Genomic DNA, 21,338 nt, shown 5'->3' with positions numbered 1-21,338 from the left:
AAGCCGCCACCGCTGCTGGCGACTCTCCTTCGCGCATGCGCTGTACGGCCAGCATGCGCATTTCTTCCAACACATTGTGGGCCAGGGTGCGTCCGTCTCGTTTCATGCCGTCAATGAAAGCACCGATGGCCGCTCTGCGCAAGAGAGTGTTCTCTAAGTTGCTGACTTATGAGTAACTGACTGGCATTGGGACTTTAGCCGCGCTTGCATAGATGGAGCCAGTGTGCCCAGCCCTTGCCGAATCGTTTGCCCAAATGATGAAGCGCACTACATCGCCTTCATGCACAAACACAAGGGCTGGGCAAAGCGTCCGGGAAGCTGGGGCACGGATCTCATACGCTCGCCTGCCACGGCAAATACTCGCCCAAGTGCATGACTTTCAGATGCTTGAGGCGTTGCAACTGCGGGGTTAGCTCAAGCTCGATCACCCACTGCGCGCCGTAGCTGCCATCGACAAAGAAACTGGTATGCAAACCCTGGCTCGTGGTTTCGTGACCCCAGATCCCTCGTGCCTGCTCAAGGATTGCAGGCTGTGAAGGATCCAGTCCACCGGGCCAAGGACCGCTCCAAGGCCAATTGCCGACAGCCAGCAACGCGATCTCGGCCAAGGCCCAATGCGCTGGTTGGCCAATCGCCTGCTCCTGGCTTTGCTTGGGCCCTTTGTATTGCATGACGAGCGTCAGGCCCAGCTTGGGCAAACTGACGCTGTACCGTTGTTTGCGGTTGATCTGCAGCAACTCTGCAGGCTGTGCTCCATAAGGTTGTAGCAAATCCAGGATGCGCCCACCGACTCCACTATGACCCACCAGGGCCAGCAGCGCGGCGATGTCGGGCAGTCCGCGGGTTGCAGCACCGCCCTGCGCTTTGGGGGTCTGCTCCAGCCATGCGGGCAGTGCCAGTACGCTGGCCTGCGCAGCATTCTCTGTTTGCTGCTGCGCAAGCGCAACCGTGGAAGCTGCAGGACGCGCTTGCGCTTGCCCGATACGCGCATTGTCCGGATGGTGTACCCGCACCCAAAGACGGTTGCCATCCGCACTGTCCCAATAAGCCAAGTCCTTGTAGCCGAAACTCCATAGCACCCCATCCTTGGCCTCCAGCAAGTGGGCATCCTGCAGTTCAGGTTCTAGGCCTGTGGCAAATCTTTGCAGGCGCTGGCTTTGTGGCTCATAGGTAAAGATCCCCTTGTCCGTCGCTACGAACAGTCGATCATCGAACCATTCCAGCCCTGTAATGGTCGCGTTGTCGTCCAGATGGCTGATGTTTCGAAACCCCTCGCGCGCATTGCCCATGAACAGGTAGCCGTTGCTGCCCCCAATCAATACACGCTGGGCATCAAACACCTTGACGACGTGCATGGTCTCATTGATTACCGGCAGGGCAATGGGTCGCCAAACCTGCCCATCGAAGTGGGCTGTCTGGTCGCCAACTGCATAGATGTCCTGTTCGCTCGTACCCGCGATGTCGTTGAACATCACGATGTCTTTGTCAGCCCAGGCGCTGAACTCCGGCCCTTGCTGTGATGGTGCCTTGCCCAACGGGGGTTGGCGCATGGCGCCCGCTACATCAACGAATTGACCGGACAGCGGATTGCGCTCTCCAGGCTGATACCGATAAACCTGCCGGTTGGCCCCGCATACGTACAGGCCTTGGCCGATGGCGCGGATGCGGTTGACGTAGCCGTAGCCCGCCGCGCCGGGGCGAAAAACCCCAGCGTCTGGGATTTGGAACGTGCGGTCTGGCTTGCCGCCTGGGCCATAGATGTTGACTTGGCCTTCTTCGCTCAATATGCATCGAAAGTCCATATTGTCAAAATGCCAAATGCATGCACTACACATGTCCCAATTCTCAATTAATTGAGTGGTCCACGGCGCAGCTGGCTTCAGCAAAGGCGTAAAGGTAGAGACAACTCCGGAATGATCAAAATTGTCCAGAGACTCGACGATCAGCACGAACATTTGATCTACCAAAACTGCGGACTGCATGGTCCTGTGCAGGTCATTTTTATTCATCACATCTTTCCGCCATTTAGGATCTGTCTTATCTCATCAGTCACCTTGCGAGAGTCCTTCACTCCCCGCAACAAAGCGTCATCCGAAGTCTTCATTTTTCTATCAAGCTGCTTCTTGATGTTCTTGGGATTGCAACCAGACTTCTTGGCTGCCTCCGTCGCACTGATCTCCTTGGTCTTTCCAGCGCTGATGGTGCCGTTGGGGCTGGCAGCGCCTTGAATCTTCTGGTCCACCGTCTTGTGCAGTCCCCGATGCTCCTCGGCACTGATGCAGATGACCAGCCCATCGTCATAGCCGGGGGTTCCTGGAATACGGGTGCTGGGCTCATGCTTTTGCTTGGACGTTCCCGTGCGCAAGGTGTAGTCAGGCACCACATGGTGCTTTTCCCCCTTGCATAGCATGTCCTTGTATTTCAGCAGCTCACATTTGTGCTTGGGATATCGCGCTTTTCCTGTGCTGTAGAGCCCTCCGCCTCCATTGGCAGGGGCCGGCTTGGCGAGAGCCGAAGGCGGTGGGGGATGAGCAGGCGCAGGAGGTTTGGACGGCTGTGGCTTGGCAGGTGCCGTGCCCCTCGAACCGCCACGCCCGCCTTTTCCGCTGCCAAGTGCACCCAGGATCGTGCCGATGATTCCGCCGGCTTCACCGGCCACGTCGCCCAACGTCTTGGGCTCATCCATCACTTGGGCAATTTTGAGGTCAGCATCCTCCGCGGCCTTTTTGTCACCACGCTTCAAAGCGTCTTTACGCTCTTGTTCATGATGGGCGATATCGCGGTCGCGCTCAGCCTTTGTCCGCGGCTTCGCCTTGGCGGCTGCGCCTGCGGGGTTGGGCTCGGTTTTTGGAAGTATCTTCCCCGTGGTGTTGGCACTGGCAGGTGGCCGATCGTTGGCAGGTTTGACTTTTGCGGACTGCGTGGGTGCAGAGCTTGAAGTCTGCGCAACAGGCTCAGGTGACGACGTGGCAGGTTTGGGCGGCGCCCGTGGCTTTTGGGGCTTGGGTGGACTCATGGCTTGCGCGTGTTCATGTAAACCTTGTCTCCCGTGCGCACTGCAGGCTTGCCATTGACGAACACGCTGGGGCTGTGTTGCAGACTGTGGCTCACTTTCATGTTAACGCCGGTCACTACGCCACCCTTTGTGCCTGGCTCATCTCCTCGTACGTTGTCCACATAGCTGTTGGCATGCAAGTAAGCGGGTTTGCCTTCTACAAACACGTTCCTGGAACATTGCTGCGCCTGGTCCATGCTGTGCGCAATCGCATAGGGAATAGGAACAACCTTCTTGCCGATCGGTGTCCAACAGACATCGGGCGCCATGCACACGAGTACAAACTGTGAATCCTTGGCGGTAAATTTTTCGTCAGCCATTTGTTTGTGTGGCGGCACACGCCACCGTACTGGTCATATCTCAAGCGATGAAAGCTCATCAGGAGGCACGGCGTCGTAAGGTCTGCCAGCAGGCGAAACCCATGTCTCCAACCCTTCAATCTTTTGTTCCTGCAAGGCGGAATTTGCAATGGCGTGGCGGAAGGTGGCGTAGATCTTTTGACTGGCAAGGTCCACAACCAGCGTGTCCAGTGCCATGTCGGAGTCGTGGACAAGTCTTTCACCACCAATGCGCAGGGCAAGCCTCAGCGATAGCTGGTGGCTGGGCAAGCGACCTCCCCATGACTGAACCCAAGAGTTGCCCGCGTCGCTCACATCCCGCGGTGGATAAAGGTTCACCAGTGTCAACTGCGTACTTGGCGCGAGATAGTCCACTTGTTGATCCTGTGGTGCGCAATTCCAATACGCGTCGTCAAAGTCCAAAGGCGGTAGGGGCCACTGCTCCTTGAGCCAGGCCTCGTCGTACGTCCCCGCCAAAAGCCTTCGGGGAAGCCATGCCTTACCAAGCGCACTCAAGCCGACGGGGGGATAGTCATCCTGTCCAAATCCAGCGGTGTAATGCTGCTGCATCAACTCCAGTTGCGGTCCCGGCTGTCCCATAGCCTTGTTGAAACCTACGCCGACAGGATTGCGCTCATCGACGTCCCATCGGACGCTGCCTGCAGCTTTTTTCACACTTCCATCTGGGCGGATTTCGGCAGTGTGCGGGCGCTTGATCTGTCCGCCAAAGCCATTGCACCAGTCGATTGCTACTTCATCGGTATGCGCTGGAGCTGAAAGGCTGATCAACCCAAACTGTCGCGGACCGGTGACAGTAAGGCTCTTGCTCCAGGTTTGTTTTTCCCCATCATCACCTACCCACTGAAGTGCGATGCCGCAAGGCCAGCGCTCCGCGTCGAGATGTTCTGGTGGAGGGCGACTGACAGCGTTGACGACCAGCACGTCGCATTTGGGTTTGTAGGGTGCGAAGTCACTCTCCCATAAAGGACTGCTCTCGTTGACCGCACCAGACCACACATCTTGTGCTTCAAGTGGGGTCTGCGGCGCCGCATAGGCCAGACAGCCGTCCGGGAGTGTCCGGTGCATGTCGTAAGTCACACGCAGCACCACTACGTGAAAGACCTCGCCATGCTGATCCACGCTTTGAAAATACTGGCTTGGAAATGGCGTGTGATTGATGTGAACCGCCAGCGGTACATCAGGAATGGTGCGACCAGCCGTGCCTTGGGCGGCATCCTCAAAGTGCTTAGTGACGATGGCTGAATCGTGCACTGCAGGCGCATTTTCTTTATGGAGCAAACTCATCTCGCGTCTCAATTGATGTCAATGCGCTTGGACTCCAGTCCCATGTGTTCGCTGCCCACCACGTCCACGGTCTTGCCATTGATGGTGATGGTGCCGTCGGCCTTCATCACCATGACGCTTCGCCCCACCTGCAGGGTGATGCTTTCCGCCTCCATGGTGATGTTGGACTGGTTGCCGCCGCCCGCGCCATTTCCTTGGCCCCCGGATGGCGCCACGATATTCTTCGCCCCTCCTGCTCCCGCCGCACCACCACCAGCCCCGGCACCACCGCCGCCCCCGACGGTCAGTGTGTATTTCGTCCCCACCGTGGTGCTCTGGTCACTGCCGACCTTTGTGGTCTGCGTCTTGCCGACCAGCGTGGCCATGACTGCGCCCACGTTCAGGTTGTAGGCCACGCCCACGTTCTCCATACGCCCCACCCCCACGTTCTGCATGTAGGCGATGCCGATGGTCTCGGTCTTGAACTTGCCCACCTTGATGGACCAGTTGCTGCCGATCTTGTCCTTCTCGTTCTTGCCCACCGTCTTGGTGCGGTTGATACCGATCTTGAAGGTCTGGTTGTCGCCGATGTCTACGGCCTCGTTGTGATCCACGCGTTCCGCCCGGTTGCTGTGGACGGTGATGGTCTCGTCGCCATCGACTTCTTCCGTGCGCCAGCCGTGCACGGTGATCTTCTCGTTACGGTCCACGGTCTCGGTGCGGTCGCGCTGGATGTGGTTGGTCTCGTCCCGGTCGATGGTCTTTTCCCGGTCACGACCCACCCAGTGGGCTTCGTCATTTTCGACCTCGATGAGCTGATCCTTTTGCGCGTGCAGCCACAGTTGCTCCTGCCCTGCCTTGTCTTCAAACCGCAGGGCGTTGGCGTCGCCTGCACCGTTCTTCAGGCCAGGTCCAGCGGCCCCGCCTTTGCTTGATCGGGTCTTGATACCGCTTTGCGTGGCGTTGCCGGGCAGACTCCATGGGGGCATGTTGTCGGCGTTGTAGACCACGCCCACGATGATGGGCCGGTCAGGGTTGGCGTCGATGTGGTCCACCAGCACTTCCATGCGGATGCGCGGTATGGCAATGGCTCCGAAGTTCGACCCTGCCCAACTGCTGGAGAACCGCATCCAGCAACTGGAGTTCTCGTCCATGGCGCCGATGCGGTCCCAGTGGAACTGCACTTTGACGCGGCCGTACTTGTCACAATAGATTTCTTCCCCGGGCGGGCCGACCACCCAGGCCGTCTGCAAGCCCTGCGTGCGCGGCTTGGGCGTGATGCGCGCGGGCCTGAACGCCCGCGTGGTGGGCAATGCCTCGATGGCAAAGCGCTGTGTAGAACCGATGCTGGAATCGCTGACCTGCACGTTCTCCGTGAAGTGGTAGGTGACCGAGATCAGCAGGTGTTGCACGTTCTGGTCTTCTCGCGGGTAGTTGCGCAGCGTCATGAAGCAGCCTGTGGCGCCCACCAGGTTTCTGGCATTGCCCTGGCCTGCTACCCGCTCGTGCGCGGCGATGTGCTCTTCGACGCGGACCTTGGCGTAGTGCTCGCCTTCGGCGTATTCCGTGAATTGGCCTGGAAACTCGTAGGTCTCAAAACCGTCGTGCGCGTGGCCCGGTGGCATCTTGCGCGTGTGTGTCAGGTCGGCGCGGGGTTTTTTGAAGTCGAAGTCGTCCGTCGCGGCCTTCCCCGACTGCAATCCCTGCGTGAAGTCCCAATCGTCCAAGTTTTCTTCTCGGGCGACAGCCGCTTTCTCCGGGGGATAGAACGGCAGGCCACCCCCAGCCATGGGCTCGTGCGAGCCTACGGTGTCGTCGCAGAACACCAGGGTATGGCTGCCGTTCGTGTGTTTGAAGTGAAAATAGATGCCCAGGTCTTCGGCCAGTCGGCAGACCAGGTTGCAGTCGCTTTCGGAGTATTGGACGAGGTACTCCACCGACGGGTAGGACTTGGTTAGCCGAAACTCCATCGGCTCGCCGTATTTGCCAAGCACATCACGAATGATGTCGGGCACGGTCATGTTCTGGAATATCTTGAAATCCGTTTTGCGCGTAGCCAGCCACAGCCAGGGACGCATCTCCAAAAAATAGCTGTACTTGGATGCGTCCTGCCCACGCATTCCAAAGCGGCTAATCACGCCATTGAGATACCGTTTACCTCCGCCGTCCGTCTCCACCTCGACCGTTGCCGACTTGCCCAATAGCGCCTTGGGGTCCACCGTTTTGGAGTCGCTGATCACCTGCACGTTGAAAGCAAAGAGCCTGCTGAGTTCTTCCGTACCATGAAGTTGGCGCAGTTGCAGGGTTTCACCCAAAGGGGTGTTGATCTTGGTTCGGCGTTGGCTCATGGAAAAAGAGGGGCAAAAGTCGATGGAGCAGGCATAAGGAGGCGCGTGCTGGAATGGCGCCGGGGATGCTAGCAGCAGTAACTTGCTGTGCCACTGCGCGTGCCCGCGTATTTGTTGCAACTGTTCGCAACGGTATGGTGGCTGTGATGTTGTGCTTGCCTATTCATGTCAGTTTTCTGTATTCTCTCGGCCCGTGGCATTTGCCCGGTATTTTTTGGTCTTGTTGCTCAGGATTGCCAATTTCTTCTGACGCCTGTTATTTTTCGCATTAAAAACAGAAAATGTTTTCAGAATTCAATAATCAGCACGATTCTTTGATCGAGAGCCCTCAAAAAGCCAGGAATCGCTTTTACGGTATTTACCGCTCGTTATCTCCCGCTGGGGGTATCGCGTGGAGGGTTTCCATGATCCGGCGCGGGCGGTCATTTGCGCGAACGTTCTCGATCAAGCGCTACGGCAGCAATGAGGCCGCCATTGAGGCTGCCTTGGCCTATCGCAACCAGCTGATCAGTGAGCATGCGATGGTGAGCAGGCGAGAGAGCCATGTGATCTTGCGCGCCAACAGCCATTCGGGAATACCCGGTGTACGCCTGAATGACGATCGACCGCCCGGCCGCTGGGTTGCCAGCATCGTCCTGAATGGCCGCTCGATGTCCAACTCGTTCAGCGTCAAGCGCTATGGTTACGACCAGGCATTCGAGTTGGCACTGCAGGCTCGCAAGCAGATGCTGCGCTTGGTCGTGGACCGGAAAACCATACGCCCGCCATGCGACCCCGCTCTGGAACTGGCGCCCGAGCATGTGGTGACGGATGTGGTGGTGCCGCCCTCTGTGTTCGTGGCCGTGCTGAACCACAGCAGCGATGTGCCGGGGGTGTTTCGCTTCCTGTTTCGCAGACAACGCCCTGACGGCAGTTGGCTGGAGACGCCCACCTGGGGCGCGGAATACCGCTGGCCGGACAAGATGGTCGTGAGGCGCACCTATTCGGTCACGCGGTTCGGGGAAGACGGTGCCAGGCAAATGGCCTTTGACCAGCATGCCGCGTGGAGCCGCAGCCCGCCCGCCCGATTGGTCAGGGATGGGAAGAGGAAGAAACATAGTCAGAGCCGCAAGCCCATCTGCAGCGTGGAGCGCAAGATTCAGCACGCTCGCTCCGATGGGCGTCCTCTGGCCTACTGGCAGGTGATCTATCGCTTTCCCGACGACGGTCAGCAGCGCAGCGCCACCTACAGCGTGGCGCGGTATGGGGAGGATGGAGCACGCGCCCGCGCCGATGACAAATGCCTGGAGTGGCAGAGCGCACCGCCGGCCAGACTTCGCACAAATGCATGAGCTTCAGGGCAAGTCCGAACCACTGCCATGGCCGCCAACGCACTTGGACATCCATGGACGCATGCACAATTGCCCGCAAAGCGAGCTAGAAAAAACATGACCGAATTCCTGCGCCCAGGCCCGTTGGGTACCAATGAACATGACAGTGCTGGTGACTTCTCCAAGATGGGGCCGCACCAACCTTCCCATACCTTCATTGGCAAAGGGCATGCGCCTGTTCCATGGGGCACTCATGCATCCGAAGGGGAATCGCAGCGGCCTGCAAGAGGCTTTCCAGCGCCAGCGCGCAGCGTGTCGTCTGGTCAGAGAGCCAGCAACATCGCGCAGTTGACCTCCGCAGTCGGGATTTCTGCACCCTTGCAATCGCCCAGCAGCAGCCCCCATGGCGGCAATGGCCCGAGCGTCCAGCCCATCCTGCGCGTCGTCGATACCGACGAGCAGGTGAAAGCTTGGCTGCAGGCGGCGCTGTCCAACGCCAGAGACAACGAAGCTCCTGCAACAAGCGGGCTCAAAGAATCCTGACGCGCAGACGGTGTTCGGCAAAGCGAGAGACGGCAATGCTGAGTTCATCGAGAAATGGGGCCACCTTGGGAATTCTTACCACCAACTAGGAATGACCTCGCAAGCCGCCTGCGAGGCTGCGATGAAACACAGGTTCTCTCGCAAGTGACGCCGGTCCTGCTTCGTCGTTGGGCAAACCGCTTCGCTGGGTTTTGTTCGCGGCTCTAAATGACCGCAGCCTTGCGGCAATTACCTAGAAGACGGGGCCTCCCTGCAGTCTGCAGGTTTCTGCATGACTGCTCCCGGATCTATGCTTTACCCAACACTCCTTGCGGCATATGCCGCTCAGGATGTCGCGTTACTCATAAGACGGTAACTTGCCGAGCACGCCAAGACAAGAAAGCCAGCATTCATGCGGTTTTCGAGGCGATCAATGTTCCCCAAGTTACTGACTTCTCAGTAACTATCTGGACCCGCTGTGTGAGCTGACCACTTAAGACGGGCGTCGTTCAGCGACTGGGGTTGGCGCTTGCTGCCGTTTAGACTCTGGGCTGTAAGTGGCTCAGATCAGCCTTCAGCAGACTTCGAGGTGAACTGGGCTGCATTGATCTACCTGTTCACGCAGCCTGCCGCGCTGCTCCAGTCCACCTCCACGTAGGTAATGGCTGCGCCACCCGGCTCGGTCAGACGGCGGCGCGGGTGCCCCCGGCGCCGGGATGGCTGAGGTCCGTGTGATGCGCGTTCTCCCCAAAGTAAAACTGCCGAATATCATCCCGCTCCCGCAGCGCATCCGCCGGCCCCGACAGCACCGCCCGCCCCGCATCCAACACCGTAGCCCGGTCCGCATACTGCAGCGCCAACGCAGAGTTCTGCTCGGCCACCAGCAGCGTCAAACCTTCCTCGCGGTTCAGGCGCTTGAGCTGCGCGAAGATCTCCTGCACCACGCGCGGCGCCAGGCCCATCGAGGGTTCGTCCAGCACCAGCAGGCGCGGGCGTGACATCAGTGCGCGGCCGATGGCGGTCATCTGCTGCTCGCCGCCGGATGCAAGTCCGGCGGGCGTGCGGCGCTTGTCGCGCAGGCGCGGGAAGAGCGCGTACACCCGCTCCAGGTCGTGCGCGATCTCGCCGCGCCGCGCGCTGCGGCCGAGGGCGCCGGTGACGAGGTTGTCTTCCACCGACAGATTGGGAAAGCAGTGCCGGCCTTCCAGCACCGGCACCAGGCCGGCGCGCACCAGGGTGGCGGGGCTGGCCTGCGCCACGTCTTGGCCGCCGTAGGTGATGTGCCCGGCCGTGACCTGCCCGCGCTCGGCCGGCAGCAGGTGCGACACGGCCTTGAGCGTGGTGGACTTGCCGGCGCCGTTGGCGCCCAGCAGCGCGTGGATCTCGCCGGCACGCACCTCGAAGCCCACGCCGTGCAGGGCGGCGATGGCGCCCTTGTAGACGGCCTGCACCGCATCGACCGTGAGCAGTGCGGGGGCTGGGCTTGCCATGGCGTTCACTCACCCACTCAGGCCGCGCGGGCCAGGGGCCGCGCCTGCGCTGCATTGGCCGCGCCGGCATCGGTGGCCGGTGCGGGCGCCACCGCCGCGGGCCGGCCGGAGCCCGCGCCGATCTGCCACACATAGGGCGGCTCGGTGCCGTTGATGTGCCAGTCGCCCACGATGCGCGCCTTGTAGATCACCGGGTTGTGCGATGCCACGGTGCGCGCGTTGCGCCAGTGGCGGTCCAGCGACTGCGAGGTGCTGGCGGCCGAGGCGCCCAGGCCGTTGAAGAACTGGCTGGCCGCGCGCAGCACCAGGTCGGTGAGCGCCACCTGGCCCTGCGCGGATTCCAGCTCGGCCTCGATGTTGGCCTGGCGCTCTTCGTCGGCCGTGCCGTGCCAGTGCGCGTCGTAGGCGCGCTGGGCGGCGAAGGCGGCGCGCACGGCGGTGGCTTCGGCTGCATAGGCAATGGCCGAGACCTCGCCCACGACCTGCTGCACCTGCACGTCCTGCGCCACGCTGGGCGCGTTGCCGGTGCTGAAGATGCGCTTGCGGCCGCGCACCTGGGCGGCTGCGTCGCGCGTGATGGCGCGGGCAATGCCGGCCAGCGTGGCCAGGTGGAACAGCTGGTAGAAGGCCGTCTGGTACTTGAAGCGGTCGGCAAAGGCGAAGAGGTTCTCGGCCTCCACCGTGGCGTTGTCATACACCGAGGTGCCGCTGCCGGTGGTGCGCTGGCCAAAGCCGTCCCAGTCGTCGTGGTGCGTCACGCCGGGCTGGCGCGCGCGCACGGCGGCGATCACGTCCACGCCATCGCCGTCGCCCGGGCCGTCGCGGCGGGCGTACAGGTCGATCCAGTCGGCAAAGATGCTGCCGGTGCTGTAGAACTTGCGGCCGTTGACCACCCAGCGCCCGTCTTCCTTTCGCGTCACGCGCGTGATGACGTCGCCGATGGCCACGTTGCCCACTTCGGTCCAGGCGTTGCCGGCCAGGTCGCCTTCGGCAAAGCGCTGGAGCCACACGGCATTGGCGGCATCGCGCGGGGCGTTCAAGCGGTCTTCGACGAAGGCGAAGTGGCCGCGCAGCGCCTGCACGATGTTGGAGTCGGCCTCGGCCAGCTCCACCAGCAACTGAAAGAGCTGCGGCAGCGTGGCGCCGTCGCCGCCGTGCTCCAAGGGCACGCGCAGGGCGCCGAAGCGGGTGTCTTTCAGCCACTGGATGGCCTCGTGGCCCAGCTGGCGCTGCTGCTCGCGCTGCAGCGCGGTGGCCTGGATGCGCGAAAACACGGGGCGGTACTTGGCGGCGATGGCCTCGTAGGCGGGGCCGAGGATGGAGGGCGTGCGGTGGGTGTCGTGCAGGGCGGTCATGGCGTCGCTCCGGGTGGAATGAAAGAGAGGGGCCGGTGAGTCATTCAGTCGTCGATGCTGGTGCGCACCTTGACGTTCTTTTCCTTGGCATAGGCCAGGGACGACTTTTCGATGATCGGGCGCAGCAGCTTCCAGTCCGGCGCGATCCAGTCGGAGACGACCTTCCACTGCGTGCCGTCCCACTGCTGGAAGGCCACACGGCCGTCGCCTTCGTGGTTGTCCCAGGTCACGTGAATGGAGTGGAAAAGGCCCTTGGCGCCCAGCGCGGTGGCGTGGGCTTCGTCGATCTTGAGGTTCTCCAGGCCCCAGCGCACTTCGTCGCCGGTGAGGGTGCGCTTGCCGAACTTCGCCTGCGCGATGCGGATGGCCTCGACGTTCAAGATGCCGTTGAGCACGCCCAGGTTGTGATACACGCTGCCGATGCGTTTCTTGTCCTGCAGGTTGCCCTTGCCGGCGTCATAGACCGTCTTGACGATGTCTTGCAGCACGGGGTATTGCGTGCCGGGCGCCACCGAGGTGATGGCCACGTAGCCCTTGGCGGCGTCGCCCGCCGGGATCACGTCTTCTTCCGAGTTGGACCAGATGTTGCCCACGATGCGGTCGGCCGGAAAGCCGGTTTTCTGCGCGGTCTTGAGCGCCACCGGGTTCATCACGCCCCAGCCGCGCAGCACCACGAAGTCGGGCTTGGCGCGCCGAATGGTCAGCCATTGGGACTGCTGCTCGTTGCCCGGGTGCGGCACCTCGATCTGCTGCACGGTGAAGCCGTATTGCTTGGCCAGCAGCTCGTAGATCGGAATGGTTTCCTTGCCGTAGGGCGAGCCGTGGTACAGCACCACGATCTTCTTGCCCTTGAGTTTTTCCAGCCCGCCGGCTTTGGTGCCCAGGTAGTTCACGATGCCCGAGGTCTCGCTGTACGGGTTGACCAGCAGCGGGAAGATGTACTTGAACACGCGCCCGTCGGTGGTGTCGGTGCGGCCGTGGTTGATGGTGAGCAGCGGCACCTTGTCGGCCGTCACCCGGTCTATCAGCGCGTAGGCAATGCCCACCGACAGCGGGTTCCACGCGGCGATGCCGGGGCGGGTCTTGAGGCGCTCATACACCTCCACGCCGCGCTCCACCTCGTACTGCGTCTCGCCTTCTTCCCAGGTGAGCTTGACGCCGCCCACGCCGCCGTCGCGCGTGTTGACGAGGTTCAGGTAGTCGATGAAGCCGCCGAAGAACCCGGTGCCGCCGGCCGCATAGGGGCCGACGCGGTAGCTTTGCAGCGGAAAGAACTGCTCTTGCGGCTTGGCGGCCTGGGCCTGCGCGGCCTGCAGCCCGGTCAGGGCCAGCGCGGTGGCCAGCAAGGCGGTTTTCAGATGGCGGGTGAGAGACATGCGATGCGCTCCTGTGGAGAAAAGGGAGAGAGAAAGAGACGGAGAAAGAGGGGAAAGAAGCCGCTCAGGCGCTCTGCGGCGGCGGTGGCCGCGTGCGCTGCAGGCGTGCGGCGAGCCGCTCCCACAGCGCCGCCAGGCCGCGCGGCTCGGCGATGAGAAAGCCCACGATGAGGGCGCCCAGGGCGATGCGCTGGCACAGCTCCAGCACGCCCGAGTCGAACCACTGGCCCAGCAGCAGGCTGCCCAGGCGCGAGAGCAGCAGCGGGAACACGGCGATCAGCGCCGCGCCCAGGAAAGCGCCGCGCAGCGTGCCCAGGCCGCCGATGATGATGATGAAAAGAATCTGGAACGAGCGGTCGAGGTTGAAGCCCGCCGGCTCCACCGTGCGCAGATAGACGAAGCCCCACAGCACGCCCGCCACGCCGATCACGAACGACGACAGCGCGAATGCCAGCAGCTTGGCGCGCAGCACGGGCACGCCGATCACGCGCGCCGCCAGTTCGTTGTCGCGCACGGCGATGAAGTGGTGGCCGGTGGGCGTGCGCGTGACGCGCCAGACCAGCGCCGTGAGCACGGCCACCACGGTCAGCGCGAACAGGTAGCGGCCTGCGGGGGTGTCGAAGGCCACGCCCGCCACGCGGATGGGCGGCGCGTCGATCACGCCCGAGGGGTTGTGGTTGCTGAACCAGCCGAATTGGGTCAGCGCCCATTGCACGAAGAACTGCGCGGCCAGCGTGGAGACGGCCAGGTAGAAGCCCCGCAGCCGCAGGCTGGGCAGGCCGAACACCACGCCCACCAGCGTGGCGGCCACGCCGCCCAGCGCCATGGCCGCCAGCAGCGGCAGGCCGTCGATGCGCAGCTGAAAGTTGTAGGCCGCATAGGCGCCCACCGCCATGAAGGCGGCCGAGCCCAGCGAGAGCTGGCCCGCGTAGCCCGTGAGCAGGTTCAACCCCACGGCGGCCAGCGACAGCGCCAGAAAGGGAATCAGCAGCGCGTCGAACACGTAGTCGGACGCGACCAGCGGCACCAGGCCGTAGGCCAGCACCAGCGTGATGGCGGGCGTGGCCCAGAGGGGCCAGGGCGTGCGCCCGGTGGCGGTAGAGGCGGTGGATGCGGTGGGCGTGTGGGTTGCCATGGCGTCAGGCCCTTTCCACGGGGCGTTGCCCGAACAGGCCACCGGGCCGCACGAGCAGGAACAGCAGCGCCGCGGCATAGGCGAACCAGCTCTCGATGCCGCCGCCCACGTAGGGGCCCAGGTACACCTCGGCCAGCTTTTCCAGCGCGCCGATGAGCAAGCCGCCCACGATGGCGCCCAGGATGGAGTCGAACCCGCCCAGCACCAGCACCGGCAGCGCCTTCAGCACCACCAGCGACAGCGAGAACTGCACGCCCAGCCGCGCGCCCCACAGCAGCCCGGCCACCAGCGCGATCACGCCGGCGGCGGACCACACCGTGGCCCAGATCGCCGGCAGCCGCAGGCCCACGGCCAGCGCGGCGTAGGTGTCGTCGGCCACGGCGCGAAACGCCAGGCCCACGCGGGTGTAGCGAAAGAAGGCGGACAGCACCGCCACCATCACCGCCGCCACGCCGGCCGCGAACAGATCGAACGTGGAGATCAGCACGCCCGCGATTTCGATGGGTGCATCTTGAATGCCCAGCTCCAGCGAGTGCACCTGCGTGCCCCACGCCAGCTGGGCCACGCCCTCGATCACGTAAGACAGGCCCAGCGTGGCCATGAACAGCGTGATGGGCGGCTGGTTCACCAGCGGGCGCAGCACCACGCGCTCGATGGCCAGGCCGAGCGCCACCATGAGAGCGAAGGTGATGAGCAGGGCGAGGGCGAACGGCAGGCCGCGCTCGACCAGGCTCACGAAGGTGAGGGCGGCGAAGAGCAACTGCGCGCCCTGCGCGAAGTTGAGCACGCCCGAGGTCTTGTAGATCAGCACGAAGCCGATGGCCACGAGCGAATACATCACGCCGGACAGCAGCCCGCCGACCAGCACCTCGGCGAGGAATGCGAAGTCGAAGCCTTCCATCACAGCGCCCCCGTGAGTGATGCGGGCGCGGCAGGCGCTGCAGGCGAGGAATGCGATACAGGCGGCGCGTACGGCGCAGACGGCGCAGGGGCGTCGTCATCGTGCGCCACGCCCAGGTAGGCGTCGATCACGGCCGGGTCTTCGCGCACCTCGGCGGGGGTGCCGTCGGCGATCTTGCGGCCGTAGTCGAGCACCGCCACGCGGTCCGACAGGCCCAGCACGATGCCGATGTCGTGCTCGATCAGCACCACCGCCGCGCCCTGCCGGTCGCGCGTGGCGCGGATCAGCGCGGCCATCTCGCTCTTCTCGCCCGCGCTGGTGCCGGCCAGGGGTTCGTCCAGCACCAAGAGGCGCGGGCGGGCCACCAGCGCGCGCGCCAGCTCCACGCGCTTTTGCAGGCCGTAGGGCAGGCCGCCGGCCAGCCGGTCTTGCACGGCGCGCAGGCCCAGAAACTCGATGGCCTCGCGCGCTTCTTCGCGCGCATCGCGCCATTCGCGGCGTGCCCGGCCCCAGCCCAGCACCTGTTCGGCAAAGCTGGCGCGGCCCGCATGCACGCGGCCCAGGGCGATGTTGTCGCGCACGCTGAGGCCCTGGAAGAGCGCCAGGTTCTGAAAGGTGCGCGCCACGCCCAGGTGCGCCAGCCTTGGCGTGGGCACCTGCGCGAACGAGCGGCCGCCGATGGCCACGCGGCCGGCGTCGGGCCGGTACAGGCCGCTGATGATGTTGATGAGCGAGCTCTTGCCCGCGCCGTTGGGCCCGATGATGGCGCGCAGCTCGCCCGGCGCCACGCGCAGGTCGATGCCGCGCAGCGCATGCACGCCGCCGAAGGACAGGGCTATGCCTTGCAGCTCCAGCGCGGGCACGGCGGCCGGTGGGGCCGGTGAGGCGCTGCCTGCGACCGCGCCGGTGCGCTCGGCACTGCGGCGCGGTGCGGCGGGGGCCGTGGCGGGCGGCGCCAGGGTGCCGTCGAACAGGGTGCTGGACATGGTGGTGCGGGGCTTTGCGGGCAAGGCTGCGCCGGCGCCGCTGCGCACGGGCGAGCGGCGGGGGCGGCGCGGGCGCCGTGGTGGGTGGGGGAGCGAAGGGAGTGCGGCCGCGCGCGTCAGGCGGCCACGGCCTCGGCCGGCTCGGCAATGGTGGCTGGGGCGGCTGGAGCGTGCGCGCCCAGCCCCTGCGCTTCGAGTTCGCGCACCAGCGGCAGCACCTTGGCGCCGAAGTATTCGACCTCTTCGATGAAGTGCAGGAAGCCGGCCAGGATCAAGTCCACGCCCACGGCCTTGAGCGCCACGATGCGCTCGGCGATCTGGCGCGGCGTGCCGATCAGGTTGGTGCGAAAGCCGTCGTTGTATTGCACCAGGTCTTCGAAGGTGGATTGGGCCCAGTTGCCTTCGCCCTCGGGCGATGCCTTGCCCGCCTGCTTGGCCGCATCGCCAAACGCGTGTACGGCTTCCACGTGTGCGTGGTCGATGATGTCTTTGAGCGCGGCGCGCGCTTCTTCCTCGGTGTCGCGGGCGATGACGAAGGCGTTGATGCCGACGCGCACGCGGTGGCCCGTCTCGGCCGCCTTGGCGCGGATGTCGTCGATCTGCGCCTTCACGCCTTCGGGCGTGTTGCCGTTGGTGAAGTACCAGTCGGACACGCGCGAGGCCATGTCGCGCGCCGCGCGCGAGCTGCCGCCCTGGAAGATCTCCGGGTGCGGCTGCTGCACGGGCTTGGGGCTCAGCGTGTAGTCGTTGAAGCGGTAGAAATCGCCCTTGAAGGTGAAGTGGTCCTGCGTCCAGATGCCCTTGAGCGCGCGGATGAACTCTTCGGAGCGGCGGTAGCGCTCGTCATGCTCCAGCCACGGCTCGCCGATGGCCTGGAACTCGCCCTTGAACCAGCCGCTCACCACGTTGATGCCGATGCGCCCTTGCGAGATGTGGTCGATGGTGGCGATCTGCTTGGCCACCACGGCCGGGCTCCACGGCCCGGGCAGGATGGCGGCCAGCACCTTGAGCTTGGTGGTGGCGTGCAGCAGCGCCTGGCTGAACGACACCGACTCGTGCTGGTACTCGGCGCCGTAGCCGGCGGTGAAGCGGATCTGCGTCAGCGCGTAGTCGAAGCCCGCGCGCTCGGCCGCCAGGGCCAGGCGCTGGTTGTATTCCAGGCTCCAGTCGGTGCGCTGGGCGATGGTGCTGACCACCAGCCCGCCGCTGACGTTGGGCACCCAGTAGGCGAACCGGAGGCCTTCGGAAGAGGGCGCGGAAGAAGTCGTGTCGTGGCTCATGGCGATGCTCCTGGACGGTGGGTGAGGTTCGGTGGTTCGCTCGATCGCTCGATCAGGCGGCCTGCGCCAGCCGCAGCGCGGGCGTGGCCTGGGGCGCGATGCCGACCAGGGGCGCCGCGCGCTGCACCGCCAGAACGATGCGGTCGCGCAAGGCGCCGCTGGCGATCTCGTAGCCCTGGAAATCCTGCTCCGACGCATACACGCCCAGCGGCAGCGTGCGTGCCTGGAAGAAGCTGAACAGCGGGCGCAGCTGGTGGTCGATCACCAGCGCGTGGCGGTCGCTGCCGCCGGTGGCGGCCAGCAGCACGGGCACATCGACCAGCGCCTCGTGGTGTACGAAGTCGAACAGGTGCTTGAACAGGCCCGTGTACGAGCCGCGATAGACGGGGCTGGCCACGATCAGCAGGTCGGCCGATTCGATGGCGGCCAGCTCCGCTTCGACGGCGGCCGGCAACTGGCTGCGATAGACCGCGCCGCCGATCTGCGGGGCCAGCGGCCCCAGTTCGATGGTGCGGGCCTCGATGGGCAGCGCCTCGCTGAGCGCGGCGATCAACTCTTCCACCAGCACCAGCGTGCGCGAGGGGCGCTGCACGTTGCCGGAAACCGCCACTACCTTGAATTTGCGCGTCATGGGATCGAACCTTCCTGGGATGCCCGGCGCGACCATCGCGGCGGGGGTATGGGATGGATTGAAGACCCTGCGGCGCGCCAGCGCTGCAAAGGAATCGGCGCATGCTTATGCGGAATCCGAGCGTGTGGGTAAGTGGTTGATTGGTAAGGGAAAACCCGAAAATTCGGGCAAAGGGGCGGGCCGCGGCGCCGCGTGGCGGCTGCGCACCATGCCGGGCCCGGCTGCCCGCCCAGCGGCAAATTGCGCAGTTTGCCGCTGCACTTGGCCCCGATGTCGGCCCAGGTGCGGACCCTGGTGCGGGCGGTGGGGCCGCCGCGCGTTTTTGCTCAGTTTAGGTTAATTGCTATGTTTTATATAGCAATCAAGGCATGTTCGACTAGGGCATGAGGCCGAAAACGCTTCGAATGCCGGGCGGAATCAGACCGTGAACACCGCCCGCCACAGCGCCAGCACCGCGTCGCGCTCGGCCTGCAGGGTGGCGGGGTCCACACGGGTGGGCTGCTCGTTCAGGCGGGCCCGGTGCTGTACCTGCCGCAGGGTGCGGTAGGCCGTGGCGGCCGCTGCGCCCACGCCATCGGGCAGAAAGCCCGCCGCCTCGGCGCGCTGCAGCAGGGTGATGTTGCCCCGGTTCTCGCGCAGGCTGGGGTGGGTGGCGGACTGCGACAGCACCAGGTACTGGATGGCGAATTCGACATCGACCATGCCGCCCACGCTGTGCTTGACGTCGAACTGCCCGGCAGGCACCGGGTGGGCGGCGCGCACGCGGTTGCGCATGGTGACGATCTCTTCGCGCAGCGCGGCGGGATCGCGCGGCGCGGTGATGACGGCCTCGCGCACGGCGTCGAACCGGGCGCGCAGGTGGCGGCCGCTGCCGGTCAGCGATTGCGCATCCCCTTCGGGCACGGGCGGCAGCGCGCCGGGCGGGGCCAGGTCTTCGGTGCCCAGCAGAAAGCGCGCCCGGGTCATCGCCTGGTGCTCCCAGGTCCAGGCGGTGTTGCTGCCGCGCCGTTGCTGGTAGTTGGCGTAGGCGGTGAAGCTGGTCACCAGCAGGCCCGAGTTGCCGTTGGGCCGAAGGGCCGTGTCGATCTCGAACAGATCGCCCTCGGCGGTCTTCACCGTGAGCCAGTTGATGAGCTTGCGCACGAAGGCCGAATAGACCTCGGGCGCGCGGTCGTCGTCGTCGTCGAACACGAAGACGATGTCCAGGTCGCTGCCGTAGCCCAGCTCTTTGCCGCCCAGCTTGCCGTAGCCGATGATGGCGAACTGCGGCACCTCGCGGTGGCGGTTCTTCAGGCGGCTCCAGCACCATTGCGCGGTCACGCGCAGCACGCTGTCGGCCAGGGCCGAGAGGTCGTCGGCCACCTGTTCGACGGTGATGCGCCGTTCCACGTCGCGCGCCAGCGTGCGGAAGGTGTCGGCATGGTGGGCGCGGTGCAGCAGGTTCAGCAGCGTCTCGTCGTCGTCTTCGCCGGTGGACTGCAGCGAGGCGATGCGCAGCGCCAGTTCGCGTTCGAAATCTTCGGGCACGAAGCGCTCGGAGAGCAGGGCGTCGCCCGCCAGCTCGTCGATCACCCCGGGGTGCTGCAGCATGTAGCGCGCCGGCCATTGCGCAGCGCCCAGGAGGTGCAGCAGGTGTTCATGCACCGAGGGGCGCTCCAGCAGCAGCGCCAGGTAGATGTCGCGGCGCAGCAGCGATTCGAGCCAGCCGATCAGCCGCACCACGGCGTCTTCATTCACCTGGCCGTCGGCCAGCCAGCGCGCCGTGCGCTGCACCAGCCGCAGCAGCCGTTCGCGCGAGTCGTCGCTCAAACCCTGCACGCGCGGGTGGGTGCGCCATTCGGCCACCCGGGTGCGCACGTTGGGGGGCAGCTGTTCCAGTACGGCTTCCAGCTCGGGCGCCGCGGGGGCGCCGGCACGCGGGCCGCCGCAGCCGCCGCTGTGGCATTGCTTCTTGCCGGCGCCGCCCAGCAGCGTGTCGAACTCCTGCGCCACCAATTCGCGGTGCGCATCGAGCTGGTGCAGGAAGGCGCAGGTGCCCAGGCCGAGGGTCTGGGCGATCCAGGCGAGGTCGTCGTCGCGCGTGGGCAGCACATGGGTCTGCTGGTCGTCCAGGTACTGGATGCGGTGCTCCACCTGGCGCAGGAAGGTATAGGCCGAGGCCAGCGCGTCGGCCGTCTCCTGCGGCATGAGGCCGGCGCGGGCCAGGCGCTGCAGGGCCTCCAGCGTGGGACGGCAGCGCAGCTCGGGGAACTGCCCGCCGCGCACCACCTGCAGCAGCTGCACGATGAATTCGATCTCGCGGATGCCGCCGCGCGAGAGCTTCACGTCGTTGGCGCGCTCGGGGTGGCCGGCGCTGCGCTTGGCGGCATGGTCGCGGATCTGCCGGTGCAGCGAGCGCAGGGCGTCGAACACGCTGTAGTCCAGGTAGCGCCGGAAGACGAAGGGCAGCACCACGCCGCGCAGCGCCTGCACCGGCTCGCCGATCACCGCCTCGCGCGGCGCGACCACGCGGCTCTTGAGCCAGGCGAAGCGCTCCCACTCGCGGCCGTGCAACTGCAGGTATTCCTCCAGCGCGGCGAGCGACACGGCCGCCGGGCCGGAATTGCCGTTGGGCCGCAGCGCCAGATCGACCCGGAAGACGAAGCCGTGCTCGGTGGTGTCGCCCACCAGGCTGTAGATGGCCTTGACGGCATGGCCGAAGTATTCGTGGTTGGAGATGCGGTTGCGACCGTCGGCGTTGCCGGCGGTCTCTCCGTCGTGTTCGTACACGTAGATCAGGTCGATGTCGCTGGACACGTTCAGTTCGCGCGCGCCCAGCTTGCCCATGCCCACGATCCACAGTTCCACCGGCTGGCCGTCGGGACCGCGCGGGGCGCCGTGGCGGGCGTCGAGCCCTTCGCGCGCCTGCACGCAGGCCTGGTCCAGGGCCAGTTCGGCCAGCTCGGTGGTGGCCCGCGTGATGTCGGGCAGCGGCGCGCCTTGCTCGCAGTCGAGGCGCATCAACCGCTCCATGACCACCTGCCGCAGGATGCGCAAGGCCGCGCCGGTGTCGTGCCCGCGGGCGCGCAGTGCGGCTAGCGCATCGGCCATGGTGGCCCGCGTGGGGGCGCCGGGCGGCAGCACGGAAAACTCGTCGGCATAGCGCCGCTGGAGCCTCTGGTGGAAGCGGGAGTGGGACGCCGGCGAGCCGCTGGCTGCGGCGCCGGAATCGATTTCTGGAACGTCAGTGCAAGACAGCGGCATAGCAATGGCCCTGGGCCTGGAAACCGTACATAACGACACCGTTTGGTGCTGAACCCGCACAGCGGGCGCGGGTCATAATTCCTG

At 64.8% G+C, this 21,338-nt stretch carries 16 protein-coding genes and 1 pseudogene; 2 read left to right on the top strand and 15 right to left on the bottom strand.

Annotated elements, in window-relative coordinates; genetic code table 11:
- The 6 genes and pseudogenes from AVHM3334_RS10285 to AVHM3334_RS10260 all read right to left on the bottom strand — a co-directional run.
- Positions 1 to 106 (bottom strand): annotated as a pseudogene (locus tag AVHM3334_RS10285) (IS630 family transposase); the annotation flags it as partial.
- Positions 107 to 332: 226 nt separating this feature from the next.
- Positions 333 to 2,009 (bottom strand): hypothetical protein, encoded by a 1,677-nt coding sequence (locus tag AVHM3334_RS10280; protein ID WP_284411969.1) that lies wholly within the window; start codon positions 2,007 to 2,009, stop codon positions 333 to 335.
- Entirely contained in the window at positions 2,009 to 3,016 is a 1,008-nt protein-coding gene (locus tag AVHM3334_RS10275) for a hypothetical protein (protein WP_284411967.1), read from the bottom strand. The genes AVHM3334_RS10280 and AVHM3334_RS10275 overlap by 1 nt, the downstream gene beginning before the upstream one ends.
- Entirely contained in the window at positions 3,013 to 3,375 is a 363-nt protein-coding gene (locus AVHM3334_RS10270; protein ID WP_284411965.1) for a DUF4150 domain-containing protein, read from the bottom strand. The genes AVHM3334_RS10275 and AVHM3334_RS10270 overlap by 4 nt, the downstream gene beginning before the upstream one ends.
- 33 nt (positions 3,376 to 3,408) lie before the next feature.
- The gene (locus AVHM3334_RS10265; RefSeq protein ID WP_284411963.1) at positions 3,409 to 4,698 is read right to left on the bottom strand and encodes a DUF2169 family type VI secretion system accessory protein; all 1,290 of its coding nucleotides are present in this window, start codon (positions 4,696 to 4,698) and stop codon (positions 3,409 to 3,411) included.
- 8 nt (positions 4,699 to 4,706) lie between these two features.
- The gene (locus AVHM3334_RS10260; RefSeq protein WP_284411961.1) at positions 4,707 to 7,025 is read right to left on the bottom strand and encodes a type VI secretion system Vgr family protein; all 2,319 of its coding nucleotides are present in this window, start codon (positions 7,023 to 7,025) and stop codon (positions 4,707 to 4,709) included.
- Between the two features lie 281 nt (positions 7,026 to 7,306).
- On the opposite strand from AVHM3334_RS10260, the gene AVHM3334_RS10255 reads away from it, so the two are divergent.
- Both AVHM3334_RS10255 and AVHM3334_RS10250 read left to right on the top strand, forming a co-directional pair.
- The gene (locus AVHM3334_RS10255) at positions 7,307 to 8,356 is read left to right on the top strand and encodes an AP2/ERF family transcription factor (protein ID WP_284411959.1); all 1,050 of its coding nucleotides are present in this window, start codon (positions 7,307 to 7,309) and stop codon (positions 8,354 to 8,356) included.
- Between the two features lie 27 nt (positions 8,357 to 8,383).
- Positions 8,384 to 8,878 carry a hypothetical protein gene (locus tag AVHM3334_RS10250; RefSeq protein WP_284411957.1) on the top strand — a complete coding sequence of 165 codons (495 nt, stop codon included), beginning with the start codon at positions 8,384 to 8,386 and terminating at the stop codon, positions 8,876 to 8,878.
- Positions 8,879 to 9,540: 662 nt separating this feature from the next.
- On the opposite strand, the gene AVHM3334_RS10245 is transcribed toward AVHM3334_RS10250, so the two are convergent.
- The 9 genes from AVHM3334_RS10245 to glnE form a co-directional block, all read right to left on the bottom strand.
- Positions 9,541 to 10,347 carry an ABC transporter ATP-binding protein gene (locus AVHM3334_RS10245; RefSeq protein ID WP_284411956.1) on the bottom strand — a complete coding sequence of 269 codons (807 nt, stop codon included), beginning with the start codon at positions 10,345 to 10,347 and terminating at the stop codon, positions 9,541 to 9,543.
- Between the two features lie 17 nt (positions 10,348 to 10,364).
- Positions 10,365 to 11,702 carry an acyl-CoA dehydrogenase family protein gene (locus AVHM3334_RS10240; protein ID WP_284411954.1) on the bottom strand — a complete coding sequence of 446 codons (1,338 nt, stop codon included), beginning with the start codon at positions 11,700 to 11,702 and terminating at the stop codon, positions 10,365 to 10,367.
- Between the two features lie 44 nt (positions 11,703 to 11,746).
- Entirely contained in the window at positions 11,747 to 13,078 is a 1,332-nt protein-coding gene (locus AVHM3334_RS10235; RefSeq protein WP_284411952.1) for an ABC transporter substrate-binding protein, read from the bottom strand.
- A 64-nt stretch (positions 13,079 to 13,142) separates the two neighbouring features.
- Entirely contained in the window at positions 13,143 to 14,213 is a 1,071-nt protein-coding gene (locus tag AVHM3334_RS10230) for a branched-chain amino acid ABC transporter permease (protein ID WP_284411950.1), read from the bottom strand.
- Between the two features lie 4 nt (positions 14,214 to 14,217).
- The gene (locus AVHM3334_RS10225) at positions 14,218 to 15,114 is read right to left on the bottom strand and encodes a branched-chain amino acid ABC transporter permease (RefSeq protein WP_284411949.1); all 897 of its coding nucleotides are present in this window, start codon (positions 15,112 to 15,114) and stop codon (positions 14,218 to 14,220) included.
- Positions 15,114 to 16,100: an ABC transporter ATP-binding protein gene (locus AVHM3334_RS10220; protein ID WP_284411947.1), complete on the bottom strand. Its 987-nt coding sequence runs from the start codon at positions 16,098 to 16,100 to the stop codon at positions 15,114 to 15,116. Before AVHM3334_RS10220 ends, AVHM3334_RS10225 begins: the two co-directional genes overlap by 1 nt.
- A 116-nt stretch (positions 16,101 to 16,216) precedes the next feature.
- Complete coding sequence (gene sfnG / locus AVHM3334_RS10215; protein WP_284411945.1) at positions 16,217 to 17,380, bottom strand: dimethylsulfone monooxygenase SfnG; 1,164 nt, start codon at positions 17,378 to 17,380, stop codon at positions 16,217 to 16,219.
- A gap of 52 nt (positions 17,381 to 17,432) precedes the next feature.
- A complete protein-coding gene (msuE, locus tag AVHM3334_RS10210) occupies positions 17,433 to 18,011 on the bottom strand; it encodes an FMN reductase (protein ID WP_284411943.1) in 579 nt (192 codons plus the stop codon).
- 417 nt (positions 18,012 to 18,428) lie between these two features.
- Positions 18,429 to 21,254: a bifunctional [glutamate--ammonia ligase]-adenylyl-L-tyrosine phosphorylase/[glutamate--ammonia-ligase] adenylyltransferase gene (glnE, locus tag AVHM3334_RS10205; protein ID WP_284411941.1), complete on the bottom strand. Its 2,826-nt coding sequence runs from the start codon at positions 21,252 to 21,254 to the stop codon at positions 18,429 to 18,431.
- Positions 21,255 to 21,338 lie beyond the last annotated feature (84 nt).

This window comes from Acidovorax sp. SUPP3334 (genome assembly GCF_030159055.1).
In the GTDB taxonomy this organism is placed as follows: domain Bacteria; phylum Pseudomonadota; class Gammaproteobacteria; order Burkholderiales; family Burkholderiaceae_C; genus Paracidovorax.
Note: the sequence above shows the minus strand (reverse complement) of the source record. Positions and strands in the feature narration are given on the sequence as shown.

Bases quoted from the DNA above. Each gene is read 5' to 3' on its own strand.
- AVHM3334_RS10275 (WP_284411967.1), bottom strand. From the start codon at position 3,016: ATGAGTCCACCCAAGCCCCAAAAGCCACGGGCGCCGCCCAAACCTGCC.
- AVHM3334_RS10230 (WP_284411950.1), bottom strand. From the start codon at position 14,213: ATGGCAACCCACACGCCCACCGCATCCACCGCCTCTACCGCCACCGGG.
- AVHM3334_RS10245 (WP_284411956.1), bottom strand. From the start codon at position 10,347: ATGGCAAGCCCAGCCCCCGCACTGCTCACGGTCGATGCGGTGCAGGCC.
- glnE (WP_284411941.1), bottom strand. From the start codon at position 21,254: ATGCCGCTGTCTTGCACTGACGTTCCAGAAATCGATTCCGGCGCCGCA.
- AVHM3334_RS10280 (WP_284411969.1), bottom strand. From the start codon at position 2,009: ATGAATAAAAATGACCTGCACAGGACCATGCAGTCCGCAGTTTTGGTA.
- AVHM3334_RS10240 (WP_284411954.1), bottom strand. From the start codon at position 11,702: ATGACCGCCCTGCACGACACCCACCGCACGCCCTCCATCCTCGGCCCC.
- AVHM3334_RS10265 (WP_284411963.1), bottom strand. From the start codon at position 4,698: ATGAGTTTGCTCCATAAAGAAAATGCGCCTGCAGTGCACGATTCAGCC.
- AVHM3334_RS10270 (WP_284411965.1), bottom strand. From the start codon at position 3,375: ATGGCTGACGAAAAATTTACCGCCAAGGATTCACAGTTTGTACTCGTG.
- sfnG (WP_284411945.1), bottom strand. From the start codon at position 17,380: ATGAGCCACGACACGACTTCTTCCGCGCCCTCTTCCGAAGGCCTCCGG.
- AVHM3334_RS10220 (WP_284411947.1), bottom strand. From the start codon at position 16,100: ATGTCCAGCACCCTGTTCGACGGCACCCTGGCGCCGCCCGCCACGGCC.
- msuE (WP_284411943.1), bottom strand. From the start codon at position 18,011: ATGACGCGCAAATTCAAGGTAGTGGCGGTTTCCGGCAACGTGCAGCGC.
- AVHM3334_RS10235 (WP_284411952.1), bottom strand. From the start codon at position 13,078: ATGTCTCTCACCCGCCATCTGAAAACCGCCTTGCTGGCCACCGCGCTG.
- AVHM3334_RS10250 (WP_284411957.1), top strand. From the start codon at position 8,384: ATGGCCGCCAACGCACTTGGACATCCATGGACGCATGCACAATTGCCC.
- AVHM3334_RS10255 (WP_284411959.1), top strand. From the start codon at position 7,307: ATGTTTTCAGAATTCAATAATCAGCACGATTCTTTGATCGAGAGCCCT.
- AVHM3334_RS10260 (WP_284411961.1), bottom strand. From the start codon at position 7,025: ATGAGCCAACGCCGAACCAAGATCAACACCCCTTTGGGTGAAACCCTG.
- AVHM3334_RS10225 (WP_284411949.1), bottom strand. From the start codon at position 15,114: ATGGAAGGCTTCGACTTCGCATTCCTCGCCGAGGTGCTGGTCGGCGGG.